The organism is Microbacterium sp. C-MGS6 (assembly GCF_058140415.1).
Genome location: NZ_CM176934.1, coordinates 2472286 through 2491032, shown reverse-complemented (window position 1 = coordinate 2491032; position 18747 = coordinate 2472286). Strand labels below are relative to the sequence as shown.

The window sequence follows — 18747 nt, the reverse complement described above, 5'->3', positions numbered from 1 at the left end:
AATCCGATGGTCAGTTCAGCGTGTCGGCTGCGGTCGCCGGCGGTGTTGTGGCGGTGACCGAAAGCAGGACCGCGCTTTGGGGCGGCGGCACAGATCCGGCGAAATGGCAGGCGGCTCCGACCGGTCCGGTGGGGCGCAACGGCTCGGAGAGCACGCAGATCTGCCGGTCGGGCCGGGCGACGGGACCGATGGGGCACCGCGGGTGGAAGCAGCAGCCGGAGGGCGGCGCGTGCGGGTCGGCGGGTTCCACGGCGACCGGAGCGACCGGGTCGACCGCCAGCAGGTCGCCGTGGCGGGTGGGTGCCGCCTGCAGGAGCTCCCGCGTGTAGGGATGCTGCGGATCTGCGAGCACCTGCGCGGTGGGGCCGACCTCGACGATCCGCCCGAGGTACATGACCGCGATGTGGTCGCTGAGGTAGCGGACGACGGAGAGGTTGTGCGAGATGAAGAGCATCGTCAGATCGAGCTCGGCCCGCAGCTCCCGGACGAGGTTGAGCACGGAGCCCTGCACGGAGACGTCGAGAGCCGAGGTGATCTCGTCGGCGATGACGACCTCGGGGCGGGCCGCCAGAGCCCTGGCGAGCGCGATCCGCTGCCGCTGCCCGCCGGAGAGGGCGGCGGGGAGGGCCTCGGCCCGGTCGGCGTCAAGGCTCACGAGGTCGAGCAGGCGGGCGACCTCGGCGCGGCGGGCTCGGCCCCCGCGCAGGTCGCGGGGGAGCGCTTCGGCGATCGACTCGCCGATGGTCATCCGCGGGTCGAGCGAGGAGAACGGGTCCTGGAACACCATCTGGATGGGGCGACGGCGACGGAAGGAGCGCACGTCCGCGCCGTCGAGCGTGATGGCGCCCTCGCTGATCGGGGCGAGGCCGATGGCGGCGCGCGCGAGGGTCGACTTGCCCGAGCCCGATTCGCCGACCAGGCCCACGACGGAACCGGAGGGCACGGTCAGCGTCGCATCGTCCACGGCCGTCAGCCCGGACCGGTGCGATCCGTACCGCGCGCTCACGTGCTCGAAGCGCAGTGCGCTCATCGGACGGCCTCCTCTTCACGGACCGGCGCGGGCGTCGCCGTCACGGGGTGCCAGCAGGCCACGCGGCGCCCGGCGTCGTCGGCGACGAGCGCTGGGTCCTTCTCGCGGCAGACGGCGGTCGCGAGCGGGCAGCGGTCGGCGTAGGCGCAGCCGACGGGGAAGGCGCCCGGCGCCGGTGGGCGTCCGGGGATCGTCCGCAGCGGCAGGGACCGGTCGGTGTCGAGTTCGGGGACGACCTCCAGCAGCGCACGCGTGTACGGGTGCCGTGCGGCGCTGTGCAGGTCGGCGGCGGGGAGGTCCTCCACGATGCGGCCGGCATACATCACGAGCACGCGGTCGCAGGTCTGGGAGACGACGGCGATGTCGTGGCTGATGAGGAGGATGGCCGCGTCGGTGTCCCGGCGCACGCGGTCGAGCAGCTGCAGCACCTGCCGCTGCACGGTGACGTCGAGGGCTGTCGTCGGCTCGTCGGCGATGATGAGCTTGGGGTGGTTCATCAGCCCCATCGCGATCATGGCGCGCTGCCGCATCCCGCCGGAGAACTCATGCGGGTACTGGTGGGCGCGGCGGGCCGCAGCAGGCACCCGTACGGACTGCAGGCGCTCGACCGCGCGCTCCCTGGCGGCCCGGCGGGTGATGTCCTGGTGCTCGGACGCGGCTTCGGCGAGCTGCGCGCCGATCCGGCGGGTCGGGTTGAACGACGTCATCGGATCCTGGAACACCATCGCCAGCGAGGTCCCCAGCAACGGTCGCAGCGCCCGTTCCGACGTGGTGAGCACCGGGACGCCGCAGAAGTCGAGGCGGGCGGCGGACACGTGTCCCGGCTGTTCGATGAGCCGAGCCGCAGCGAGCGCCGTGAGGCTCTTCCCCGAGCCGGACTCTCCGACCACGCCGATCGCCTCACCCCGGCCGACGGTGAAGGACACCCCGCGGACGGGCGTGACCCAGCCGGCAGGCGTGGGGAAGGAGACGCGCAGGTCGTCGACGAGGAGCACCACGTCGTCGCCGTCGACCTGCGCGGGCACGGTGCCGGCGTCGCCCGGGGCGGGCTGCGCGACGGCGGGAAGCCGGTGGCGGCGGCGTCCGGAGCGTCCGCCCAGCGCCGCGGCGGCGGTCTCGCCCAGGAGGTTGAAGGCGAGTCCGGCGATGATCACGGCCACGGCGGGACCGAGCGCCGCCGCGGGGTTGAGGTAGATGCGGTTCAGGCCCTCGCCGAGCAGGCGGCCCCAGTCGTACTCCGGTACCTGCACGCCGAGCCCGAGGAAGGACAGACCGGCGAACGCGAGCAGCGCGGACCCCGCGGCCACGGTCGCATTGACGATGAGCGGTTCGCCGATGTTCGGCAGGATGTGCCGGAACAGGATGCGGAATCGGGAGACGCCGGCGACCTGGGCCGCCGCGATGAAGTCACGTCCGGCGATCGCCGCGGACAGGGTCTGGGTCAGACGCGCGAACTGCGGTGCCATGGCCAGTCCGATCGCGAGCACGGATCCGGTGGTGCCGACGCCGAAGATCACGGCGAAGAAGAGCGCGAGCAGGAGCCCGGGGAAGGCGACGGCGGTGTTCACGAAACCGGCGATCGGGCGTCCGGCCCACCGCGGGAGGACCGAGGGGGCCATGCCGAGCAGCGATCCCGCGATCACGCCGATGAGGACGGCGATGACGGCGAGGACCACGGAGAGGCGGGTGGCCACCAGCACCCGCGCCAGCACGTCGCGACCGAGAGTGTCGGTGCCCAGCAGATGGGCGGCGCTGGGGCCCTGGGTGACGGCGGTCGGGTCGACCTGCTCGGCCTGCGGGCCCCAGATGACGGGCCCGAGGATCGCGGTGAGCGCGACGAGGACCATGAGGACGAGCGCGGTGGCCCCGAGCGGGGACCGGACGATCGCCGACCAGGCGTTGCGGGTGGGCGCCATCATGCCTCCCTGATGGTGGAGCGCGGATCGAGGAGGGCGAGGACCACGTCGATGACGAGGTTCACCAGGAGCACGCCGATGCCGTAGACGAGCACGATCCCCTGCACGACCGAGTAGTCCTTGGTGAGGATGGACTGCACGATCATGGTGCCGAGCCCCGGCCAGGCGAAGACGTTCTCCACGAGGACGGTGCCGGCGACCATGCCCGTAAGCAGCAGGCCGGTGAGGGTGAGGGTGGCGGTCATGGCGTTGGGGACCGCGTGCCGGGAGTAGATGCGGCGCGGGGCGAGCCGCTTGGCGCGGGCGGTGCGGATGAAGTCCTGCCCGAGCACCGAGAGCACCTCGACCCGGATGATGCGGGAGAACACGGCGATCGGCCCGATCGCGAGGGCCAGCACCGGGAGCACGAGGGCGAACGGTGCGGTGTTGCCGGCGACCGGGAACCACCCGAGGGAGACGGCGAAGACGTAGACGAGGCCGACCGCGAGCAGGAACTCGGGGATCGCGGCGAGGATCACCGTGACCGTGGCGAAACCCAGCTCCAGGCCACGGCGCCGGCCGCCGCGGGTGGCCACGGCCATCGTGACCCCGAGCGGCACCGAGATCAGCAGCACCAGGACCACCGCGAGGAGCGCGAGCTGGAGCGTGGCGGGGAGCCGGGTCGCGATGAGCTCGGAGACCGGCTGGCTCGTGATCATCGAGGTGCCCATATCGCCCGTGAACAGTCCGCCGATGTAACGGACGTACTGCACGAGCAGCGGCTGGTCGAGACCGAGGGCCGCCCGGCGGGACTCGACGAGCTCGGCCGGGGCGTTCATCCCCAACGCCGCCCGCACCGGGTCGCCGGGGACGAGATGGATCATCAGGAAGGCCGCCGTGACCAGCACCCACACCGCGAGGACGAACTGCCCTCCGCGCCGGACCAGGAAGGACACCCACGGGTTGTCCGACCGGGCGGATCTGATCAGGATCGCCTGCGTGGCGGTGGTGCTGGCCATCGGCTGCCTCCGTTACTCGAACATCCGGATCGACGTCGGGTCGATGCCGTCGCCCTCGGTGAACTCCGCCTTGTGGGCGAAGGTCGAGCGCAGGATGTTCGCATAGGGCACCACGCTGGTCGTCTCGAAGAGGGCGACCTCGGCCGCGCTCCAGTCGTCGCAGCCGTCGGTGCCGGCCTTCTCCGACGCGGCGGTGACCGCGGCGGTGTAGTCGGGGTTGTCGATGCCGGCGAAGTTCGTGCCGTTCGGCGGGGTGGGCCCGGAGTAGAATGGCACGAGCATGCTCGGCAGGGACACCGTCAGCGGGGCGGCGGAGATGTCCCAGTCGCCCGTCGAGAACAGCACCTCGCTCAGCGTGGGCGAGTCGACCGCGGTGACGGAGATGTCGACTCCGAGGTCCTTCCAGGCGGACTGGGCGAGCTCCGCCGCCGCGTTGCCGGCGTCGCCCAACTGCGCGGAGTAGATCATCTTCAGCGTGAGCGGCTCACCGTCCTTGGCGCGGACGCCATCGGAGCCGGCGGTCCACCCTGCCTCGTCCAGAGCCGCGGCCGCGGCGTCGACGTCCGTCTCCGGCAGGTGCCCGGAGACGGTGTCGGCGCGGCACGGGTTGGGCGAGACCGTGACGAGCCCGGTCGGCACGGTGGCCTTGCCGCTGCCGATGACCTGCCGCAGCTGCTCCAGATCGACGGCCTGCACGAGCGCCTCGCGGACGGCCGGGTCGGCGGTCGGTCGGCCGTCGGCCTGGTTGAACGTGAAGGAGCCGCCGGGCGTCTGGACATCGGTGTGGAAGAGTCCGGCCTCCTCCATGCGCGTGCTGTCCGGGCCGATCACCAGGGCCGCGTTGACCTCTCCGGAGAGGAGGAGGTTGGCGGCGGTCGTCTCGTTCGGGATCACCCGGAAGACCACGGTGTCCGGCAGGCCCTTCTGCTCCGGATCCCAGTCTCCGGGGCCCCAGGTGAAGTCGTCGCGACGCGTGAGCGTGTACTGGCTGTTGGGGACGATCTCCGTCATCGTGAACATGCCGGTCGCGCCTTCGCCCTTGGCCAGCGCATCCGGGTCGTCGATCACGGTGCCGCACACGATCGAGATGCTGCCCACGTTCTCCAGAAGGAACGAGTCGGGGCGGCCGCTGGTGACGGTGACCGTGCCGGCGGCGTCGTCTCCGACGGCCGAGGTGCCGGGCTGCACCTGGAGGCCGATGAGGGGAGAGCCGTTCGCGGGGTCGCCGATGTGGGTGATGTTCGCGGCCACGTCGGTCGCGGTGAGCGGCGTGCCGTCCTCGCAGGTGACGCCGTCGCGCAGGGTGAAGGTCGCCGTGGTGGTGTCGGACTCCCAGTCCTCGGCGAGACCCGACACGATGCTGCCGTCCTCGAGGACCTCCACGAGACGGGCGTAAAGGAAGCGGTCGACGGAGCGGGCGACGGACATCACGGTCACGAACGGATCCAGGCTTCCGGGATCGGTCGAGATCACCGAGGTGAACGTCTTGCCGTCGGCGAGGACGCCCTCCCCGGCGTCGCCGCCGGGAGCGGCGCCGCCGGCGCATGATGTCAGGGCGAGCGCCGTGGCGCCGAGCAGGGCGAGCAGCGGGGTACGGGAACGCATCAGGAGCCTCCAGCGGTGTTCGGGCGGTGCGGGTCGGGTCGTGCGGATCGGTGGTGCGAGGGGGTGGTGCGGTTCAGGAGTCGTGGCTCCGGCTCGGTGTCGCCGCGCGCAGGTGCTCGACGGCGGCGTACGCGGCGGCGCCGATGGACGCGTCGACGCGCGGCTGCCGGTCGGCGAGCGAGGCCGCGCGGGTGAAGACGGCGACGGCGTACTGCCGACCGTCCGGGTAGGTCACCACCCCGGCCTCGTTGCGCCAGGTGGGCAGCGTCCCCGTCTTCGCTGCGATCTGCACGCCGGAGGGGAAGGCGGACGAGAGCCGGTGCGGCCAGATCTGTCTGGCCATGATGTCGCGCGCCTGCCGGCAGGCCGCCGCGGGGGCGGCGCGGTCGCTCCACAGGGAGTCGAGCAGCATCGTGACCTCGCGGGGGGTCGAGCGCGTGGTCCGCTGCGGATCGAGCGCGTCGAGGGCGAGCACCTGGTCCGCCGACGCACCGCTCAGCAGAGCGTCCAGGTCGCTGTCCGGGGTGCCGCCGAGACCGGAGACGACGGAGGCGAACAGGTCCTCGCAGCAGCCGATGAGGTGCGTGCGGTGCAGGCCGAGATCGGTGATCACCCTGTCCACAGCCGCGGCGCCGAGGCGGTGGTAGAGGACGTCGGTGGCGGCGTTGTCGCTCATCGACATCATGTTCAGAGCGAGGTCGCGCCAGCTCACCTCGGTGTCGTCGGCGAATCCGGCCGTGCCGACACCGCCGATGCGGTAGCGGGCCGTGACGGTGGTGCGCTCCCGCCCGTCGAGCTCGCCCGCCTCGACCGCACGGACGAACGCCGTTAGCACGAGGATCTTGAACACCGATGCGAGCACGACCGGCTCGTCGGCGCCGATCGCGACCTCCGGTCCGCCGTCGACGCCGATCTCCCGCGCGTGCAGGAAGCCGACGGCGCCGGCATCGGCGAAGATCTCCGAGATGCCGGGAGCTGTCGTCGCCGCGATCGTCATGCGTCCACCCGGCGGTCGGCCCGGCCCGTGTGCAGGTACAGTGCGCGACCCGTGCCGTCGTCGCCCACGAAGGCGTGCGGCATGCGGATGCCGTTCTGCGCCTCGCGGGGGAGGAGGGTGTCACCCGCCCAGCCGACGAGCTCCACCGGTTCGGGGGCCGGACCCAGCTCCGCGAAGATGCCCTTCATGGTGCGCTCGAGCCACACGCGACCGTCGTCGTCGACGCGTACGGTCGAGTCGGACACCGAGGACGAATAGGTCCCGAGGATCCGGTCGAGGTCGACCTCCACGGGGGAGTGCGGGAGGGAGGGCAGCGCCGGCATGCGCACGCCGGCGAGGGCGGCGAGGACCCGCGAGGTGATCGCGTGGTAGACGTCGACGGCGTGTCCGCCGTTGGTGAGCACGGCGACGGCGACACCCGCGCCCGGCACCATGCGGAGGAATGCGTTCTGGCCGATCGTGCCGCCGTCGTGGCCGATGACGGGCCCGCCTTCCCAGTCGAAGAGCTCCCAGCCGAGGCCCCATGCGTCGCCCATCAGCCCGAGGTCCGGCAGCTCGACCTGACGTTCCTGCATGGCCTGCACGCTCACCGTCGAGAGCACACGGGTGCCGTCCGCGGCGACGCCGCCGTCCAGATGCATCCGGGCGTACGTCACGAGGTCGCGCGCCGTCATCGCGAGCATCGATCCGGCAGGGGCGTTGGAGCGCACGAGGCTCCACACGGGTGCCGGGACCGGTTCGTCGCCGTCCTCGGACGGGAGATGACCGAGTGCGGCGCGGAACATGATCGCCTCCGCCGCGGAGGTGGCGAGATGGGTGAGCCCGAGCGGTGTCGCCAGATGCGTGCGCAACGCCTGGTCGAAGGACGTCCCGCGCAGCACCTCGACGATCCGGCCGAGCACCACGAAGGCGGCGTTGTTGTACGAGAAGCGCTCGCCGGGTGCGAACAGCTGCGGGGCATCCGTGATCGTGGCGAGGTACTTCTCCACGGCGTCGTCGCCCACCCCGGTGTCGTTGAACAGGTCGCCCTCGAATCCGCTCACGTGGCTGAGGAGCTGGCGCGGGGTGATGGCGCTCGCCGCCGCCTCGTCGGCGATCGCGAACGCCGGGACGACGTCGCGCACCGGCGCATCGAGGTCCAGCAGACCCTCGTCGACGAGCTGCATGATGAGCGTCGCCGTCCAGGTCTTGGTGATGGACCCGATCTGGAAGACCGAGTCCTCGTCGGCTTCGACTCCGGTGTTGCGGTTCAGGATGCCGGCGGCGGCGGTGACGACCTCGCCGTCGGACAGGACCGCGACGGATGCCGCGGGGACGTGCGCGTCGGCGAGCAGCGCGGGCAGGTTCTCCCGCACCCAGCTGCCGATTTCGTTCAGTTCGGACACGTGCGCTCCTCTTCGTCGAGTCGGCCGTCGCCACGGAGGGGGACGGCGATGCGCCGAGACTATTGGCGGGTTCCGGTTCGTCGTTGGTGCCCGGCGACGAGATGTGCGCCGCCCTTGGTGCCGCCGGACGAAGAGCTCAGCGCTCGAGGCGTCAGGCGTCGCCGCGCACGGCACGTCCCGGCAGGGCATCGGGCACGATGTCGCCGTCCCGCACCACCGCCGTGCCGTGCACGAGCAGGTGCCGGACGCCCCGGGATGGGCGGGTCGGGTCGGCGTAGCTGGCGCGATCGGTCACGGCGTCCGGGTCGAGGATCACCAGGTCGGCGTCGGCGCCCACGCCCAGGTGGCCCTTCCGTCGCATCCCGGAGGCGACCTCGTCCAGCACGCGGGCGGGGAGGGTGGAGCAGCGGCGGAAGGCCTCCAGCCAGCTCCACTCCCCGCTTTCCCGCACCATCAGGCGCAGCGACTTGAGGAACGTGCCGGCGGTGCGCGGATGCGTGTGCCCACCGGGCGGGAGTGGCCAGTCCCGCTGCTCGTACACGGAGGAGCCGTCGGGCTGCGTCCACGACACCGGCATGGCGTCGCTCGCGACGATCGCGTCCGGGTAGGCCAGCGCGCGGTGGAGGTGGGCGCGGTCGAAGGGGTCGGCCTCGTCGAGGAAGGTGACGATGCAGGTGGCGCCGGGATCGGAGGCGCGGAGCTCGCGCAGCCGGGTCTCGTCGGCGATCCGCTCGCCCGTCTCCACGAGGAGGAGCGACTGCGGCGTGATGCCGAGGCCGGGGAGCTTCTCCGGCGCGAGGAAGAAAGCCCCGATGGCTGTGCTCCCCGCGCCGTACGGATAGGCCTCGACGGTCACCCGGGAGCCGGCGGCCCGACTGCGGTCGAGGAGCGCGAGCACCCGGTCGACGTGGCGGAGCGAGGTGCTGTTCACGTGGCAGTGGTGCATGGCGGCGCCGGTCTCGGCCGCAGCCCGGACGAGTTCCTCCGACCCGTCGATCGGGGTCCGCGGATCGGCCTCGATCAGTTCGCGGACGTGGGTGAAGGTCGGGGCGTGTGCGGCGGCGGCGATCCGGGCGAGGGCCAGGTACTCGTCCGGGTCGGATCGCGGGGCGTAGCCCATCAGCACGCCGATGCCGAGAGCTCCGGCGGACAGCTCGGCCTCCAGGAGGCGCAGCCAGCGGCGACGCTCGACGGGGGAGGAGGACCGCTGCCACTCGCTGAGGCCGAGTAGGTCCATCGACGCGGTGAAGTCGGCGACGGGCACGCGGCCGAGGTGAGCGAGGGCGCGGGCCTGCGCCCAGGAGGCGGAGAACCCGTAGTTCAGGGGGCGTCCGTCCGCGGCGGCGCGCGCGAAGGCCTCCGCGATCGGCATGAGCCCGGCCTCGAGGTCGAGTGCGGTGGTCACGCCGTCCATCGCCTGGAGCCGCTGACCGGCGATCGAGTGCACGTGGCTGTGCAGGTCGACGAAGCCGGGGCCGACGATCGCCCCGTCCGCCTCGATCACGTCGGCGCCGACGGGCGCGGCGAGATCCCGCCCGATGGCCCGCACCCGCCCGTCGGCGATCAGCAGGTCGGCGGTCCGGTCCGTCTCGGTCATCGGGTCGATCACGCGCCCGCCGCGTACCAGGGTGTCCACCCCGCCACCCTCGCACCCTCCGCGCGGCGCGTCCCGTGCCGTCGGACGAAACCAGGGCGTGCTTCCGGTGCGCTCCCACGAACTCCGGTGCCCCGTCGAGGTGCACGGGGCATCGTCGGCAGACATAATGAAGTAGTCATGTGACCGTGCACACGCGAGGAGGCTGGATGTCCACCTCCTCCGAGCGTGCCCGCATGCCCAGCATCCGCGACGTCGCCCGCCTCGCCGGCGTCTCCCACCAGACGGTGTCCCGGGTGCTCAACGACCACCCCAGCATCCGCCCGGAGACCAAGGCGAAGGTCCTCGACGCGATCGCCGTCCTCGACTACCGCCCCAACCTCGCCGCCCGCGCGCTCGTGACGAGCAAGTCGAACATGCTCGGCATCCTCTCCGCGACGATCGGCGAGTTCGGACCGACGTCGTCCATCGCCGGCATCGAGGACGCGGCGCGGGAGGAGGGGTACTCCGTCTCCACGCTCAATCTCCCCGCGACCACGCCGGAGGCGATCGGCAACGCCGTGCGCCAGCTCGAGCGCGAGCAGGTCGACGGCATCGTGGTGCTCGCGCCGCAGGTGCGCGTCTTCCATGTCCTACGCGGCATGAACGTCACGATGCCGTTCGTGACCCTGCAGACGGCCTCGGGATCGGACGGCGTGAGCCTCTCGGCTGACCAGGTGGCGGGGGCGAAGGCGGCCACGGAGCACCTGATCGCTCTGGGCCACAGCGACATCCTCCATCTCGCCGGCCCGCAGGACTGGATCGAGGCCGAGTCCCGGATGCGCGGGTACCTCGATGCGCTCCGCGACGCCGACCTTTCCACGTTCCCACCGATCCGCGGCGACTGGACGGCCGACTTCGGCTACTTCGCCGGCAAGGAGCTCTCGCTGCGGCGCGACTTCACGGCGGTGTTCGCGGCGAACGACCTCATGGCGATCGGGCTGCTCCACGGCTTCCGCGACGCCGGGCTGCGCGTGCCGCACGACGTGAGCGTGATCGGCTTCGACGACATCCCGGTCGCGGCGCACGTGGCGCCGACGCTCAGCACGGTGCATCAGGACTTCCCCGAGCTCGGCCGACGCGCCGTGCGCATCCTCCTCGCCGAGATCCGCGGTGAGAAGCCCCCCGCGTTCGGCCCTCTGCAGACCCTTCTGCGGGCGCGCGAATCCGCTGCATCACGGTAGCGACACGAAAACACGCCGCGGACTTGACACCGCTCCCGCGGAAGACGACGATATACCGATGTGAACGGTCACATCGAAGGTGACCGCACGTCGCGAGGAAGATCCGTGAGCACCACAGCAACGTTGCCGACCGTGTCAGGTCCGATCCTGGAGATGCGCCGCATCACCAAGGAGTTCCCGGGAGTCAAGGCGCTCGCCGACGTCTCGATCACCGTCCGCGCCGGTGAGATCCATGCGATCTGCGGCGAGAACGGCGCCGGGAAGTCGACGCTGATGAAGGTCCTCTCGGGGGTATATCCCTACGGGACCTACGACGGCGAGATCCTCCTGTACGGCCAGGAGCAGCGCTTCAAGGACATCGCTGCCAGCGAGCAGGCCGGCATCGTCATCATCCACCAGGAGCTCGCGCTCATCCCGGAGCTCTCGGTCACCGAGAACATCTTCCTCGGCAACGAGATCCGCCGCTTCGGGCGCATCGACTGGCAGGCGCAGAAGGAGCGCACGATCGAGCTCCTCGCCCGCGTGGGGCTGGATGAGGACCCTGACGTCCCGGTCAAGACGCTCGGCGTCGGCAAGCAGCAGCTCATCGAGATCGCCAAGGCGCTCAACAAGGACGTCAAGCTGCTCATCCTCGACGAGCCGACCGCGGCGCTCAACGAGAACGACTCGCAGCACCTCCTCGACCTGATCCTCGGGCTCAAGGCCAAGGGCATCGCGTCGATCATGATCAGTCACAAGCTCAACGAGATCGAGCAGATCGCCGACGAGATCACGATCATCCGCGATGGCCGTACGGTCGAGACGCTCGACATCTCCCGCGGCGAGATCAACGAGGACCGCATCATCCGCGGCATGGTCGGCCGGTCGCTGGAGAGTCGCTACCCGGACCGCACGCCGGAGATCGGCGAGGTGTTCTTCGAGGTCAAGGACTGGTGGGTCCAGCATCCGACCGTGCCGGAGCGCATGGTCGTGAAGGGGTCGAGCATCAACGTCCGTCGTGGCGAGGTCGTCGGCATCGCCGGGCTCATGGGGGCCGGCCGTACCGAGCTGGCGATGAGCATCTTCGGCCGCTCCTACGGCACGTTCCTCTCCGGCACGATCGTGAAGGACGGACAGGAGATCGAGCTCCCCGACGTCGCCGCCGCCATCAAGCACGGGCTCGCCTACGTGAGCGAGGACCGCAAGGTGCTGGGCCTCAACCTCCTCGACACCATCAAGCGGTCCATCGTCGCGGCGAAGCTCTCCAAGATCGCGCACCACGGCGTCGTCGACTCCCGCGAGGAGTTCTCGGTGGCGGAGCGGTACCGCAAGGCGCTGCGCATCAAGACCCCGTCGGTGGAGGAGGGCGTCGGCAAGCTGTCCGGCGGCAACCAGCAGAAGGTCGTCCTGGCGAAGTGGATGTTCACCGACCCCGACCTGCTGATCCTCGACGAGCCCACCCGCGGCATCGACGTCGGCGCCAAGTACGAGATCTACGCGATCATCAACGAGCTCGCCGCGCAGGGCAAGGGCGTGATCGTCATCTCCAGCGAGCTGCCCGAGCTGCTCGGCATCTCCGACCGCATCTACACCGTGTTCGAAGGCCGGGTCACCGACTGCATCCCGGCCGACCAGGCGACCCCCGAAGACCTCATGCGCAGCATGACCTCCGCGACCCAGAAAGCAACCGCATGACCACCGACTCGACCACCGCGAAGCGCGGCTTCCACTTCAAGGACATCACGAAGATGTTCGGGGGAGGGCAGTCGACCCTCCGTCAGTTCGGCATCCTCGGCAGCCTCGTCGTCATCCTCGTCGTCTTCCAGGTGCTGACGTGGATCTTCAAGGGCACCGGACTGACGCTGTCCTCCGGGAACCTCATCAACGTCGTCAACCAGTACTCGTACATCCTGATCCTGGCGATCGGCATGGTGATGGTCATCATCATGGGACACATCGACCTCTCGGTCGGATCGGTCGCCGCGTTCACGGGCATCGTCGTGGCGAAGGCCATGCAGGACTGGAACCTCCCCTGGCCGCTGGGCATCCTCCTCGGTCTCGGTGTCGGCGTGCTCGTCGGCGCCTGGCAGGGATTCTGGGTCGCCTACGTCGGGGTGCCGGCGTTCATCGTGACGCTGGCCGGCATGCTGTTCTTCCGCGGTGCGAACCAGGCGGTGGGTGACTCTCAGTCCGTGCCCGTGCCGGAGGGCTTCAAGATCATCGGTGCCGGCTACCTGCCGGAGATCGCCCTGCCCCTGCCGTTCAACATCCCGACCATGCTGCTGGCGCTCGCCGGCGTCGCATGGATCGTGTTCTGGGAGATCCGCACCCGGCGCATCCAGCGCAAGATGGGCTCCGACATGGCGCCCATCTGGGTGAGCGTGACGAAGGTCGTCCTCATCTCGGCCGTCATCCTCATCGCCGGCTGGCTGTTCGCCACGGGGCGCGAGGGCACGAGCTTCCCGATCTCGGGCGTCATCCTCCTCGCCCTCGTCATCCTCTACTCGTTCATCACGAACAACACCGTCTTCGGCCGCCACATCTACGCGGTCGGCGGCAACCGCCAGGCCGCGCGCCTCTCGGGCGTGAAGGACCGTTGGGTGGACTTCTTCGTGATGATGAACATGTCGGTCCTGGCCTCGCTCGCCGGCATGATCTACGTCGCGAGGGCGACCGCCTCGGGCCCGCAGGACGGCAACGGCTGGGAGCTCGACGCGATCGCCTCCGTCTTCATCGGCGGCGCGGCCGTCTCCGGCGGCATCGGCACGGTGATCGGGTCGATCATCGGTGGTCTGGTGATGGCGTTCCTGAACAACGGCCTCGCGCTGCTCGGCGCCGGTGCCGACGTGGTCTCGATGATCAAGGGCCTCGTGCTGCTGTTCGCCGTCGGCGTCGACGTGTGGAACAAGCAGCAGGGTCGTCCGTCGATCACCGGCTTCCTCACGCGCCGTCTCGGCCGCAAGCAGGACCCGGCCACCGACACGTTCGATCCCACGAAGACCAACTACCCCACCAGTCAGAAGTACGAAGCCCCCGCCGTCGAGGAGACGCGCGGATAGTAAGGGCCACGTCGCGCAACGCAGGCGCGGCGGGACCTGCACACACCAGAGAAAGAGATCACATGAAGAAGATCCTTCTGTCGGCGACAGCGCTTGTCGTCGCGGGCGCATTCGCCCTCACCGGCTGCTCCTCGGAGCGCGGCGGTGGGGACTCGGGTTCGGGGTCGGGCGAGGAGACCGCCTCGGGCTTCGACGCCGGCTCCACGATCGGTGTCGCTCTGCCCGACAAGACCTCGGAGAACTGGGTCCTGGCCGGTCAGCTGTTCACCGACGGCCTGGAGAAGGCCGGTTTCAAGGCGGACGTGCAGTACGCGCCCGCCAGCAACACGGTCGCCGAGCAGCAGAACCAGATCCAGGCGATGGTCACCGGTGGCGCCAAGGTCATCATCATCGGTGCCAAGGACGGCAAGCAGCTCACCACGCAGGTGGAGGCCGCCCGCGACGCGGGTGTCGCGGTCATCGCCTACGACCGTCTCATCGAGAACACCGACGCCGTGGACTACTACGTCGCCTTCGACAACTTCGAGGTCGGCAAGCTCCAGGGCCAGGCGCTGCTCGACGGCCTCGCCGAGCGCGCGGGACACGAGGCGCCGTACAACATCGAGCTGTTCTCGGGCTCGCCGGACGACGCCAACTCGGCGGTGTTCTTCAACGGGGCGATGGAGGTGCTGCAGCCGAAGATCGACGACGGCACGCTGAACGTCGTCTCCGGGCAGACCGAGATCTCCCAGACGGCGACCGAGGGCTGGAAGCCGGAGAACGCACAGCGTCGCATGGACTCGATCCTCACGTCGAGCTACGGCTCGGAGACGCTCGACGGCGTCCTGTCCCCGAACGACACCCTCGCCCGCGCCATCATCACCTCGGCGCAGCAGGCAGGCAAGCCCGTCCCGGTGGTAACCGGTCAGGACTCCGAGGTCGAGTCGGTGAAGTCGATCATGGAGGGCGTGCAGTACTCTACGATCAACAAGGACACCACGCTGCTCGTGGAGCAGGCCATCAAGATGGTCGGTCAGCTCCAGAAGGGCGACGAGGTCGACGTCAACGACACCGACCAGTACGACAACGGCAAGAAGGTCGTCCCGGCCTACCTGCTCCCGCCGGTCATCGTGACCAAGGAGAACGCGGCCGAGGCGTACGCCAACGTTCCGAGCCTCCTCGAGATCGTGAAGTCGTACGAGTAAGCAGAAGCGAGACCGTCCTCGTTCCCCGCGAACGTCGGGCACGACGAGCCGTCCGGACCTTCGGGTCCGGGCGGCTCGTCGCCGTTGTCAGGGCTCAGCCTCGTGGCGTCAGCTGCCGGAGTGCCTTCTTCGCGTGATCAGGGCAAGAAGGAGGGCACAGGCCGACAGGGTCACGGCGACCGCGACGGGGGAGAGCGGACCGGCTCCGCTGGCGAGCGTCCAGCCGCCCCAGGCCGGACCGATCACGGCACCGAGGTTCAGGGCGGCGGTCGCGTAGGACCCTCCCATCGTCGGGGCGGCGGAGGCGGCGTACAGGACGCGGGTGATCAAGGTGCTTCCCACGCCGAACGAGGCCATGCCCTGCACGAAGACGAGAACCAGCAGCGCGACCGGCTGATCCGCGACCGTCGCCAGGACGATCCAGCCGCCCAGGAGCAGCGCTCCACCGACGGCGAGCAACGCGCCCGAGTGCCGATCAGCGTATCGACCGGCGATGGTCACGCCGAGGAACGAGCCGAGACCGAACAAGACGAGCGCGACCGAGACCGCAGCGTCGGGCAGACCGGCGATCTCGGTGACGATCGGCGCCAGGAACGTGAAGACCGCGAAGGTCCCCGCGTTCACCAGCGCCGCCAGGATCATCGCGAGGGCGAGAGGCGGTGTCACCAGGAGGGCGATTTCCGCGCGCAGGGACGGTGCCTTCCTGGCGGGATGCGCCGGCGCCGGGGCTGCTCCGGATGTCGACCGGGGCTGCGCCGGCGTCGCGCCCCGGATCGTCGTCGGCACTCCACGGAGGATCCCGAGGAGTGCGGGGAGACAGAGCAGCGCGACGGCGGCGAAGGTGGCCCGCCAGCTCGATGCGCTGCCGAGCACCGCCCCCGCAGGGACGCCGACGACGGTGGCGATGGTCGTCCCCGAGAGCACCACCGCGAGGGCGCGTCCCGTGCGTTCGCGGGGGACGAGGAGAGTCACCGTACGGAGAGCGACGGCGAGGAACCCCGCGTTCGCGAGGGCGCTGAGCACGCGCATGACGAGGAGGAGCTCGAAGGCAGACGTCACCGCGCCGACGACATGGCACGCGGCGAAGAGCGCCAGGCAGGCGATGAGCGTGCGACGCGGCGGCCACTCGCGCGCGAACGCGGCCATGGCGGGCGCGCCCACGACCATGCCGACGGCGAAGGCCGAGGTGAGGAGACCGGTCGTGCCGACCGGGACGTGGAGGTCGTCCGCGATCGCGGGCAGGAGTCCAGCGAGCATGAACTCCGAGGTGCCCATGACGAAGACCGCCAGGGCAAGCGCATAGAGGGGGAAAGGCATCGAGTGCTCCGAGGTGAGAGGGAAGTGGAGGGCTTCTCGTCACCACGGTCAGCGCCCGGGTCACCGGCGCGCGCCCGCCGACAGGGCGGACGAAGGGATCAGCGGTTCACGGGGCTGACGGTGTGACCGGCAGCCCCCGACCTGTCTGATTCGGGACTCGACATGCCCTCCACCCTACGGCTGATCGGCGTGCCTGCGTGATCGGTGTGCAGGCGCGATCGGTGTGCCTGCGTGATCAGCCGGCGGTGGTCCTGGCGTCGGGCGAAGACCACGGGGGATCCTCGGCGAAGGTCACGGTGTGCGGAGGCGGCGGTCGGTCGATGTAGCTCCGGCCGGTGGGGCTCGTCCACTCCAGAACGCCGCCCGGCCCCTGCTCGACGTGCCACGGAGAGTGGTGTTTGAGCATGTGATGTCGTCGACAGAAGGTCGCGAGGTTGTCGTGCACGGTCTCTCCGCCGAGCGCCGCATCGTGATTGTGATCGAGGTCGCACTTCCGGGGCGCGAGGCCGCAGCCGGGGAAGCGGCAGCGTTGATCGCGGGCCCGCAGGTGCCGGCGGAGGTCTTCGCTCGGGCGATACCGGTCGACGGCCAGCAGCGCCCCGCTGAACGGGTGGGTGAGCACCCGGTCTCATCCGCTCGCTGCGCCGGCCAGTCGGCGGGCCGTGGCCGGATCGATCGGGATCACCCCGTCGAGCTCGGCGGCGAGGATCGGAGTGCCGCCCGTGGCCCCTTCCTGCTCGCCGTGCATCAGGGTCAGCACCGGCACGGTGACCTCGACGCGCGCTCGAAGTTCCGAGAGCAGTCCTTCTTCCGAGTCATGTCCCGCCGGAGCGCCCGTCAGGACGAGGTCGGCGAGCAGGTCCGCGCGCAGCTGATCCACGGTCCTGTCGTCGGGGATGCTCTCCTCCGCCTCCCGACGGTGTGCTCGCGCGTTCTCCTCCCGCACGGCATGCGCCATCTGGGAGAGCCGGTCGAACATGCCGTGCACGAGGGCCGCAGGGCCGCGCGCACCGAGTTCGGCCATGCCATCCTCGAGGTCGGTCACCCACACGCGGCGCAGCTCACTGGCGTCGCGGTGTCGCTCGACGAGCGTCCGCTCCTCGAACCGGTCGGCCAGTCGGCGCACGAGCCGGCGTATCCGGTTCGGAGACTCCGCAGCGGCCACCTCGACCGCCTCCGTCGCGAAACGCGAGCGGTCGTCCAGGTCATCGAGATGAGCGCCCGCCTCCACGATCAGCCGCGCGTGCGCGGCGCTGATCCGTCCGGCGCCTTGGGCCTCCCAGACGGTGGGGAACCGCTCGACCAGCCAGGACGCCTCGGACATCCGCCGTTCGATCGTGCGGTCGCTGACGCGCTGTGCGGCCCCGATCTCCGCGGCGACCGTGCGGATCGCCATGTCGCCGCCGTCCGGATGACGCGCCTGCCGAGCGATGTCGACCGCAAGCCGCCCCGCCATCGCCAGGAGACCATCCCGCGCGGCCTGCATGCTGCTCAGCGTCTTCTCGGCCGCTTCCAGCCCCTCCACCAGATCGGCGAGCATCGCCATCTGGGAGTCGGTCGCGTCGAGCAGTGCGGGCATGACGTCAGTCCATCACCGACCACTGACATTCGAACGAAGGTTCGAAGGAATCTGGCCGAAAGTCGTATCACGAAAGGATAACGACCGTGGTTGACTGGCTCCGTGCTCCTGAACGTCATCGAAGCCGGGGAGGGCGACCGCGTCGCCGTGCTGCTGCACGGCATGATGGGGTCCGCCGAGAGCTGGCACCGCGTGGTCCCGCTGCTCGTGGAACGCGGCTTCCGCGTGCTGGCGCTCGATCTGCCCGGCCACGGCCTCTCGCCGCGTGACCCGGAGCTCACGATCGAGTCGGCGGCCGATGCCGTCGTCGAGACTCTGGCGCAGGTCGCGGCCGGCTGCGATGCCGAGGGCACCCCGGGGGGCCGCGCCTGCTCCACCCTCGCCGTCGCCGTGGGGCACTCCTTCGGAGCCACGGTGCTCGCCGCCGCCGCGCCCCGCCTCGACCCGGGCCTCGCGGTCTACGTCGACGCGCCGCTCGCCCTGCAGGGCGGCCAGGATCGTGCCGTGCTCGTGTCGCAGTACGAGCATGACCGCCGCGAGCGGATGTCGCCCGCCGACCTCCGCCGCCTCCGTCCCTTCTACTCCGTCGACGACGCCACGGTCGAGGCGCGGGCGGCCGAGCGGTTCGACCCGCCGACGGCGGCCTCCGTCTCCTGCGGGGAGGACGGCCATTGGACCGCCGCCCCCGGCTCCATCGTCGTGCGTGCGGAACCCAGCGCCTGGGTGACCGATGAGGACGCGCGACGGTTCGAGCACGGCGGGGTGACGGTGCGCAGCATCCCCGGCGCCGCCCACACCGTCTGGTACAGCCACTTCGAGGTCTTCACCGCCGCGCTGCCGGAGCTCTTCGCCCCCTCGCTCGTCTGACCGGGCGACCGCCC

General features: G+C 70.5%; 15 protein-coding genes. 5 read left to right on the top strand and 10 right to left on the bottom strand.

Annotation, left to right across the window (positions count from 1 at the left end; translation table 11 throughout):
* Window positions 1-10 precede the first annotated feature (10 nt).
* The 7 genes from AC3B5L_RS12220 to AC3B5L_RS12190 form a co-directional block, all read right to left on the bottom strand.
* Window positions 11-1030: an ABC transporter ATP-binding protein gene (locus AC3B5L_RS12220; RefSeq protein WP_490095810.1), complete on the bottom strand. Its 1020-nt coding sequence runs from the start codon at window positions 1028-1030 to the stop codon at window positions 11-13.
* Window positions 1027-2949, bottom strand: a complete 1923-nt coding sequence (locus tag AC3B5L_RS12215; RefSeq protein WP_259951507.1) for a dipeptide/oligopeptide/nickel ABC transporter permease/ATP-binding protein — start codon at window positions 2947-2949, stop codon at window positions 1027-1029. The genes AC3B5L_RS12220 and AC3B5L_RS12215 overlap by 4 nt, the downstream gene beginning before the upstream one ends.
* Complete coding sequence (locus AC3B5L_RS12210) at window positions 2946-3944, bottom strand: ABC transporter permease (RefSeq protein ID WP_187661985.1); 999 nt, start codon at window positions 3942-3944, stop codon at window positions 2946-2948. The genes AC3B5L_RS12215 and AC3B5L_RS12210 overlap by 4 nt, the downstream gene beginning before the upstream one ends.
* Window positions 3945-3956: 12 nt before the next feature.
* Complete coding sequence (locus AC3B5L_RS12205; protein WP_490095809.1) at window positions 3957-5549, bottom strand: ABC transporter substrate-binding protein; 1593 nt, start codon at window positions 5547-5549, stop codon at window positions 3957-3959.
* Window positions 5550-5622: 73 nt separating this feature from the next.
* Window positions 5623-6546 (bottom strand): serine hydrolase, encoded by a 924-nt coding sequence (locus AC3B5L_RS12200; RefSeq protein ID WP_259951508.1) that lies wholly within the window; start codon window positions 6544-6546, stop codon window positions 5623-5625.
* Window positions 6543-7931 (bottom strand): serine hydrolase domain-containing protein, encoded by a 1389-nt coding sequence (locus tag AC3B5L_RS12195; RefSeq protein ID WP_259951509.1) that lies wholly within the window; start codon window positions 7929-7931, stop codon window positions 6543-6545. Before AC3B5L_RS12195 ends, AC3B5L_RS12200 begins: the two co-directional genes overlap by 4 nt.
* A 151-nt stretch (window positions 7932-8082) precedes the next feature.
* Window positions 8083-9567 carry an amidohydrolase family protein gene (locus AC3B5L_RS12190; RefSeq protein ID WP_259951511.1) on the bottom strand — a complete coding sequence of 495 codons (1485 nt, stop codon included), beginning with the start codon at window positions 9565-9567 and terminating at the stop codon, window positions 8083-8085.
* Between the two features lie 167 nt (window positions 9568-9734).
* Between AC3B5L_RS12190 and AC3B5L_RS12185 the strand changes: the two genes are divergently transcribed.
* The 4 genes from AC3B5L_RS12185 to AC3B5L_RS12170 all read left to right on the top strand — a co-directional run bounded on the left by AC3B5L_RS12185 (window position 9735) and on the right by AC3B5L_RS12170 (window position 14970).
* Entirely contained in the window at window positions 9735-10748 is a 1014-nt protein-coding gene (locus AC3B5L_RS12185) for a LacI family DNA-binding transcriptional regulator (RefSeq protein WP_187661980.1), read from the top strand.
* A 60-nt stretch (window positions 10749-10808) separates the two neighbouring features.
* The gene (gene mmsA, locus AC3B5L_RS12180) at window positions 10809-12422 is read left to right on the top strand and encodes a multiple monosaccharide ABC transporter ATP-binding protein (RefSeq protein WP_410505918.1); all 1614 of its coding nucleotides are present in this window, start codon (window positions 10809-10811) and stop codon (window positions 12420-12422) included.
* Window positions 12419-13786: a multiple monosaccharide ABC transporter permease gene (gene mmsB / locus AC3B5L_RS12175; protein ID WP_187661979.1), complete on the top strand. Its 1368-nt coding sequence runs from the start codon at window positions 12419-12421 to the stop codon at window positions 13784-13786. The genes mmsA and mmsB overlap by 4 nt, the downstream gene beginning before the upstream one ends.
* Window positions 13787-13848: 62 nt before the next feature.
* Window positions 13849-14970: a substrate-binding domain-containing protein gene (locus AC3B5L_RS12170; RefSeq protein WP_187661978.1), complete on the top strand. Its 1122-nt coding sequence runs from the start codon at window positions 13849-13851 to the stop codon at window positions 14968-14970.
* Between the two features lie 108 nt (window positions 14971-15078).
* Here AC3B5L_RS12170 and AC3B5L_RS12165 read toward each other — a convergent pair whose 3' ends face one another.
* From AC3B5L_RS12165 to AC3B5L_RS12155, 3 genes are all read right to left on the bottom strand, one after another.
* The gene (locus AC3B5L_RS12165; protein WP_490095808.1) at window positions 15079-16287 is read right to left on the bottom strand and encodes a Cmx/CmrA family chloramphenicol efflux MFS transporter; all 1209 of its coding nucleotides are present in this window, start codon (window positions 16285-16287) and stop codon (window positions 15079-15081) included.
* Between the two features lie 235 nt (window positions 16288-16522).
* Window positions 16523-16909: an HNH endonuclease signature motif containing protein gene (locus AC3B5L_RS12160; protein WP_490095807.1), complete on the bottom strand. Its 387-nt coding sequence runs from the start codon at window positions 16907-16909 to the stop codon at window positions 16523-16525.
* Window positions 16910-16915: 6 nt separating this feature from the next.
* Window positions 16916-17866, bottom strand: a complete 951-nt coding sequence (locus AC3B5L_RS12155) for a DUF222 domain-containing protein (RefSeq protein ID WP_490095806.1) — start codon at window positions 17864-17866, stop codon at window positions 16916-16918.
* 90 nt (window positions 17867-17956) lie between these two features.
* On the opposite strand from AC3B5L_RS12155, the gene AC3B5L_RS12150 reads away from it, so the two are divergent.
* Window positions 17957-18733, top strand: a complete 777-nt coding sequence (locus AC3B5L_RS12150; RefSeq protein WP_259951514.1) for an alpha/beta fold hydrolase — start codon at window positions 17957-17959, stop codon at window positions 18731-18733.
* Window positions 18734-18747: the final 14 nt, after the last annotated feature.

Bases quoted from the DNA above. Each gene is read 5' to 3' on its own strand.
- AC3B5L_RS12220 (WP_490095810.1), bottom strand. From the start codon at position 1,030: ATGAGCGCACTGCGCTTCGAGCACGTGAGCGCGCGGTACGGATCGCAC.
- mmsB (WP_187661979.1), top strand. From the start codon at position 12,419: ATGACCACCGACTCGACCACCGCGAAGCGCGGCTTCCACTTCAAGGAC.
- AC3B5L_RS12215 (WP_259951507.1), bottom strand. From the start codon at position 2,949: ATGATGGCGCCCACCCGCAACGCCTGGTCGGCGATCGTCCGGTCCCCG.
- AC3B5L_RS12205 (WP_490095809.1), bottom strand. From the start codon at position 5,549: ATGCGTTCCCGTACCCCGCTGCTCGCCCTGCTCGGCGCCACGGCGCTC.
- AC3B5L_RS12185 (WP_187661980.1), top strand. From the start codon at position 9,735: ATGTCCACCTCCTCCGAGCGTGCCCGCATGCCCAGCATCCGCGACGTC.
- AC3B5L_RS12210 (WP_187661985.1), bottom strand. From the start codon at position 3,944: ATGGCCAGCACCACCGCCACGCAGGCGATCCTGATCAGATCCGCCCGG.
- AC3B5L_RS12165 (WP_490095808.1), bottom strand. From the start codon at position 16,287: ATGCCTTTCCCCCTCTATGCGCTTGCCCTGGCGGTCTTCGTCATGGGC.
- AC3B5L_RS12155 (WP_490095806.1), bottom strand. From the start codon at position 17,866: ATGCCCGCACTGCTCGACGCGACCGACTCCCAGATGGCGATGCTCGCC.
- AC3B5L_RS12170 (WP_187661978.1), top strand. From the start codon at position 13,849: ATGAAGAAGATCCTTCTGTCGGCGACAGCGCTTGTCGTCGCGGGCGCA.
- AC3B5L_RS12200 (WP_259951508.1), bottom strand. From the start codon at position 6,546: ATGACGATCGCGGCGACGACAGCTCCCGGCATCTCGGAGATCTTCGCC.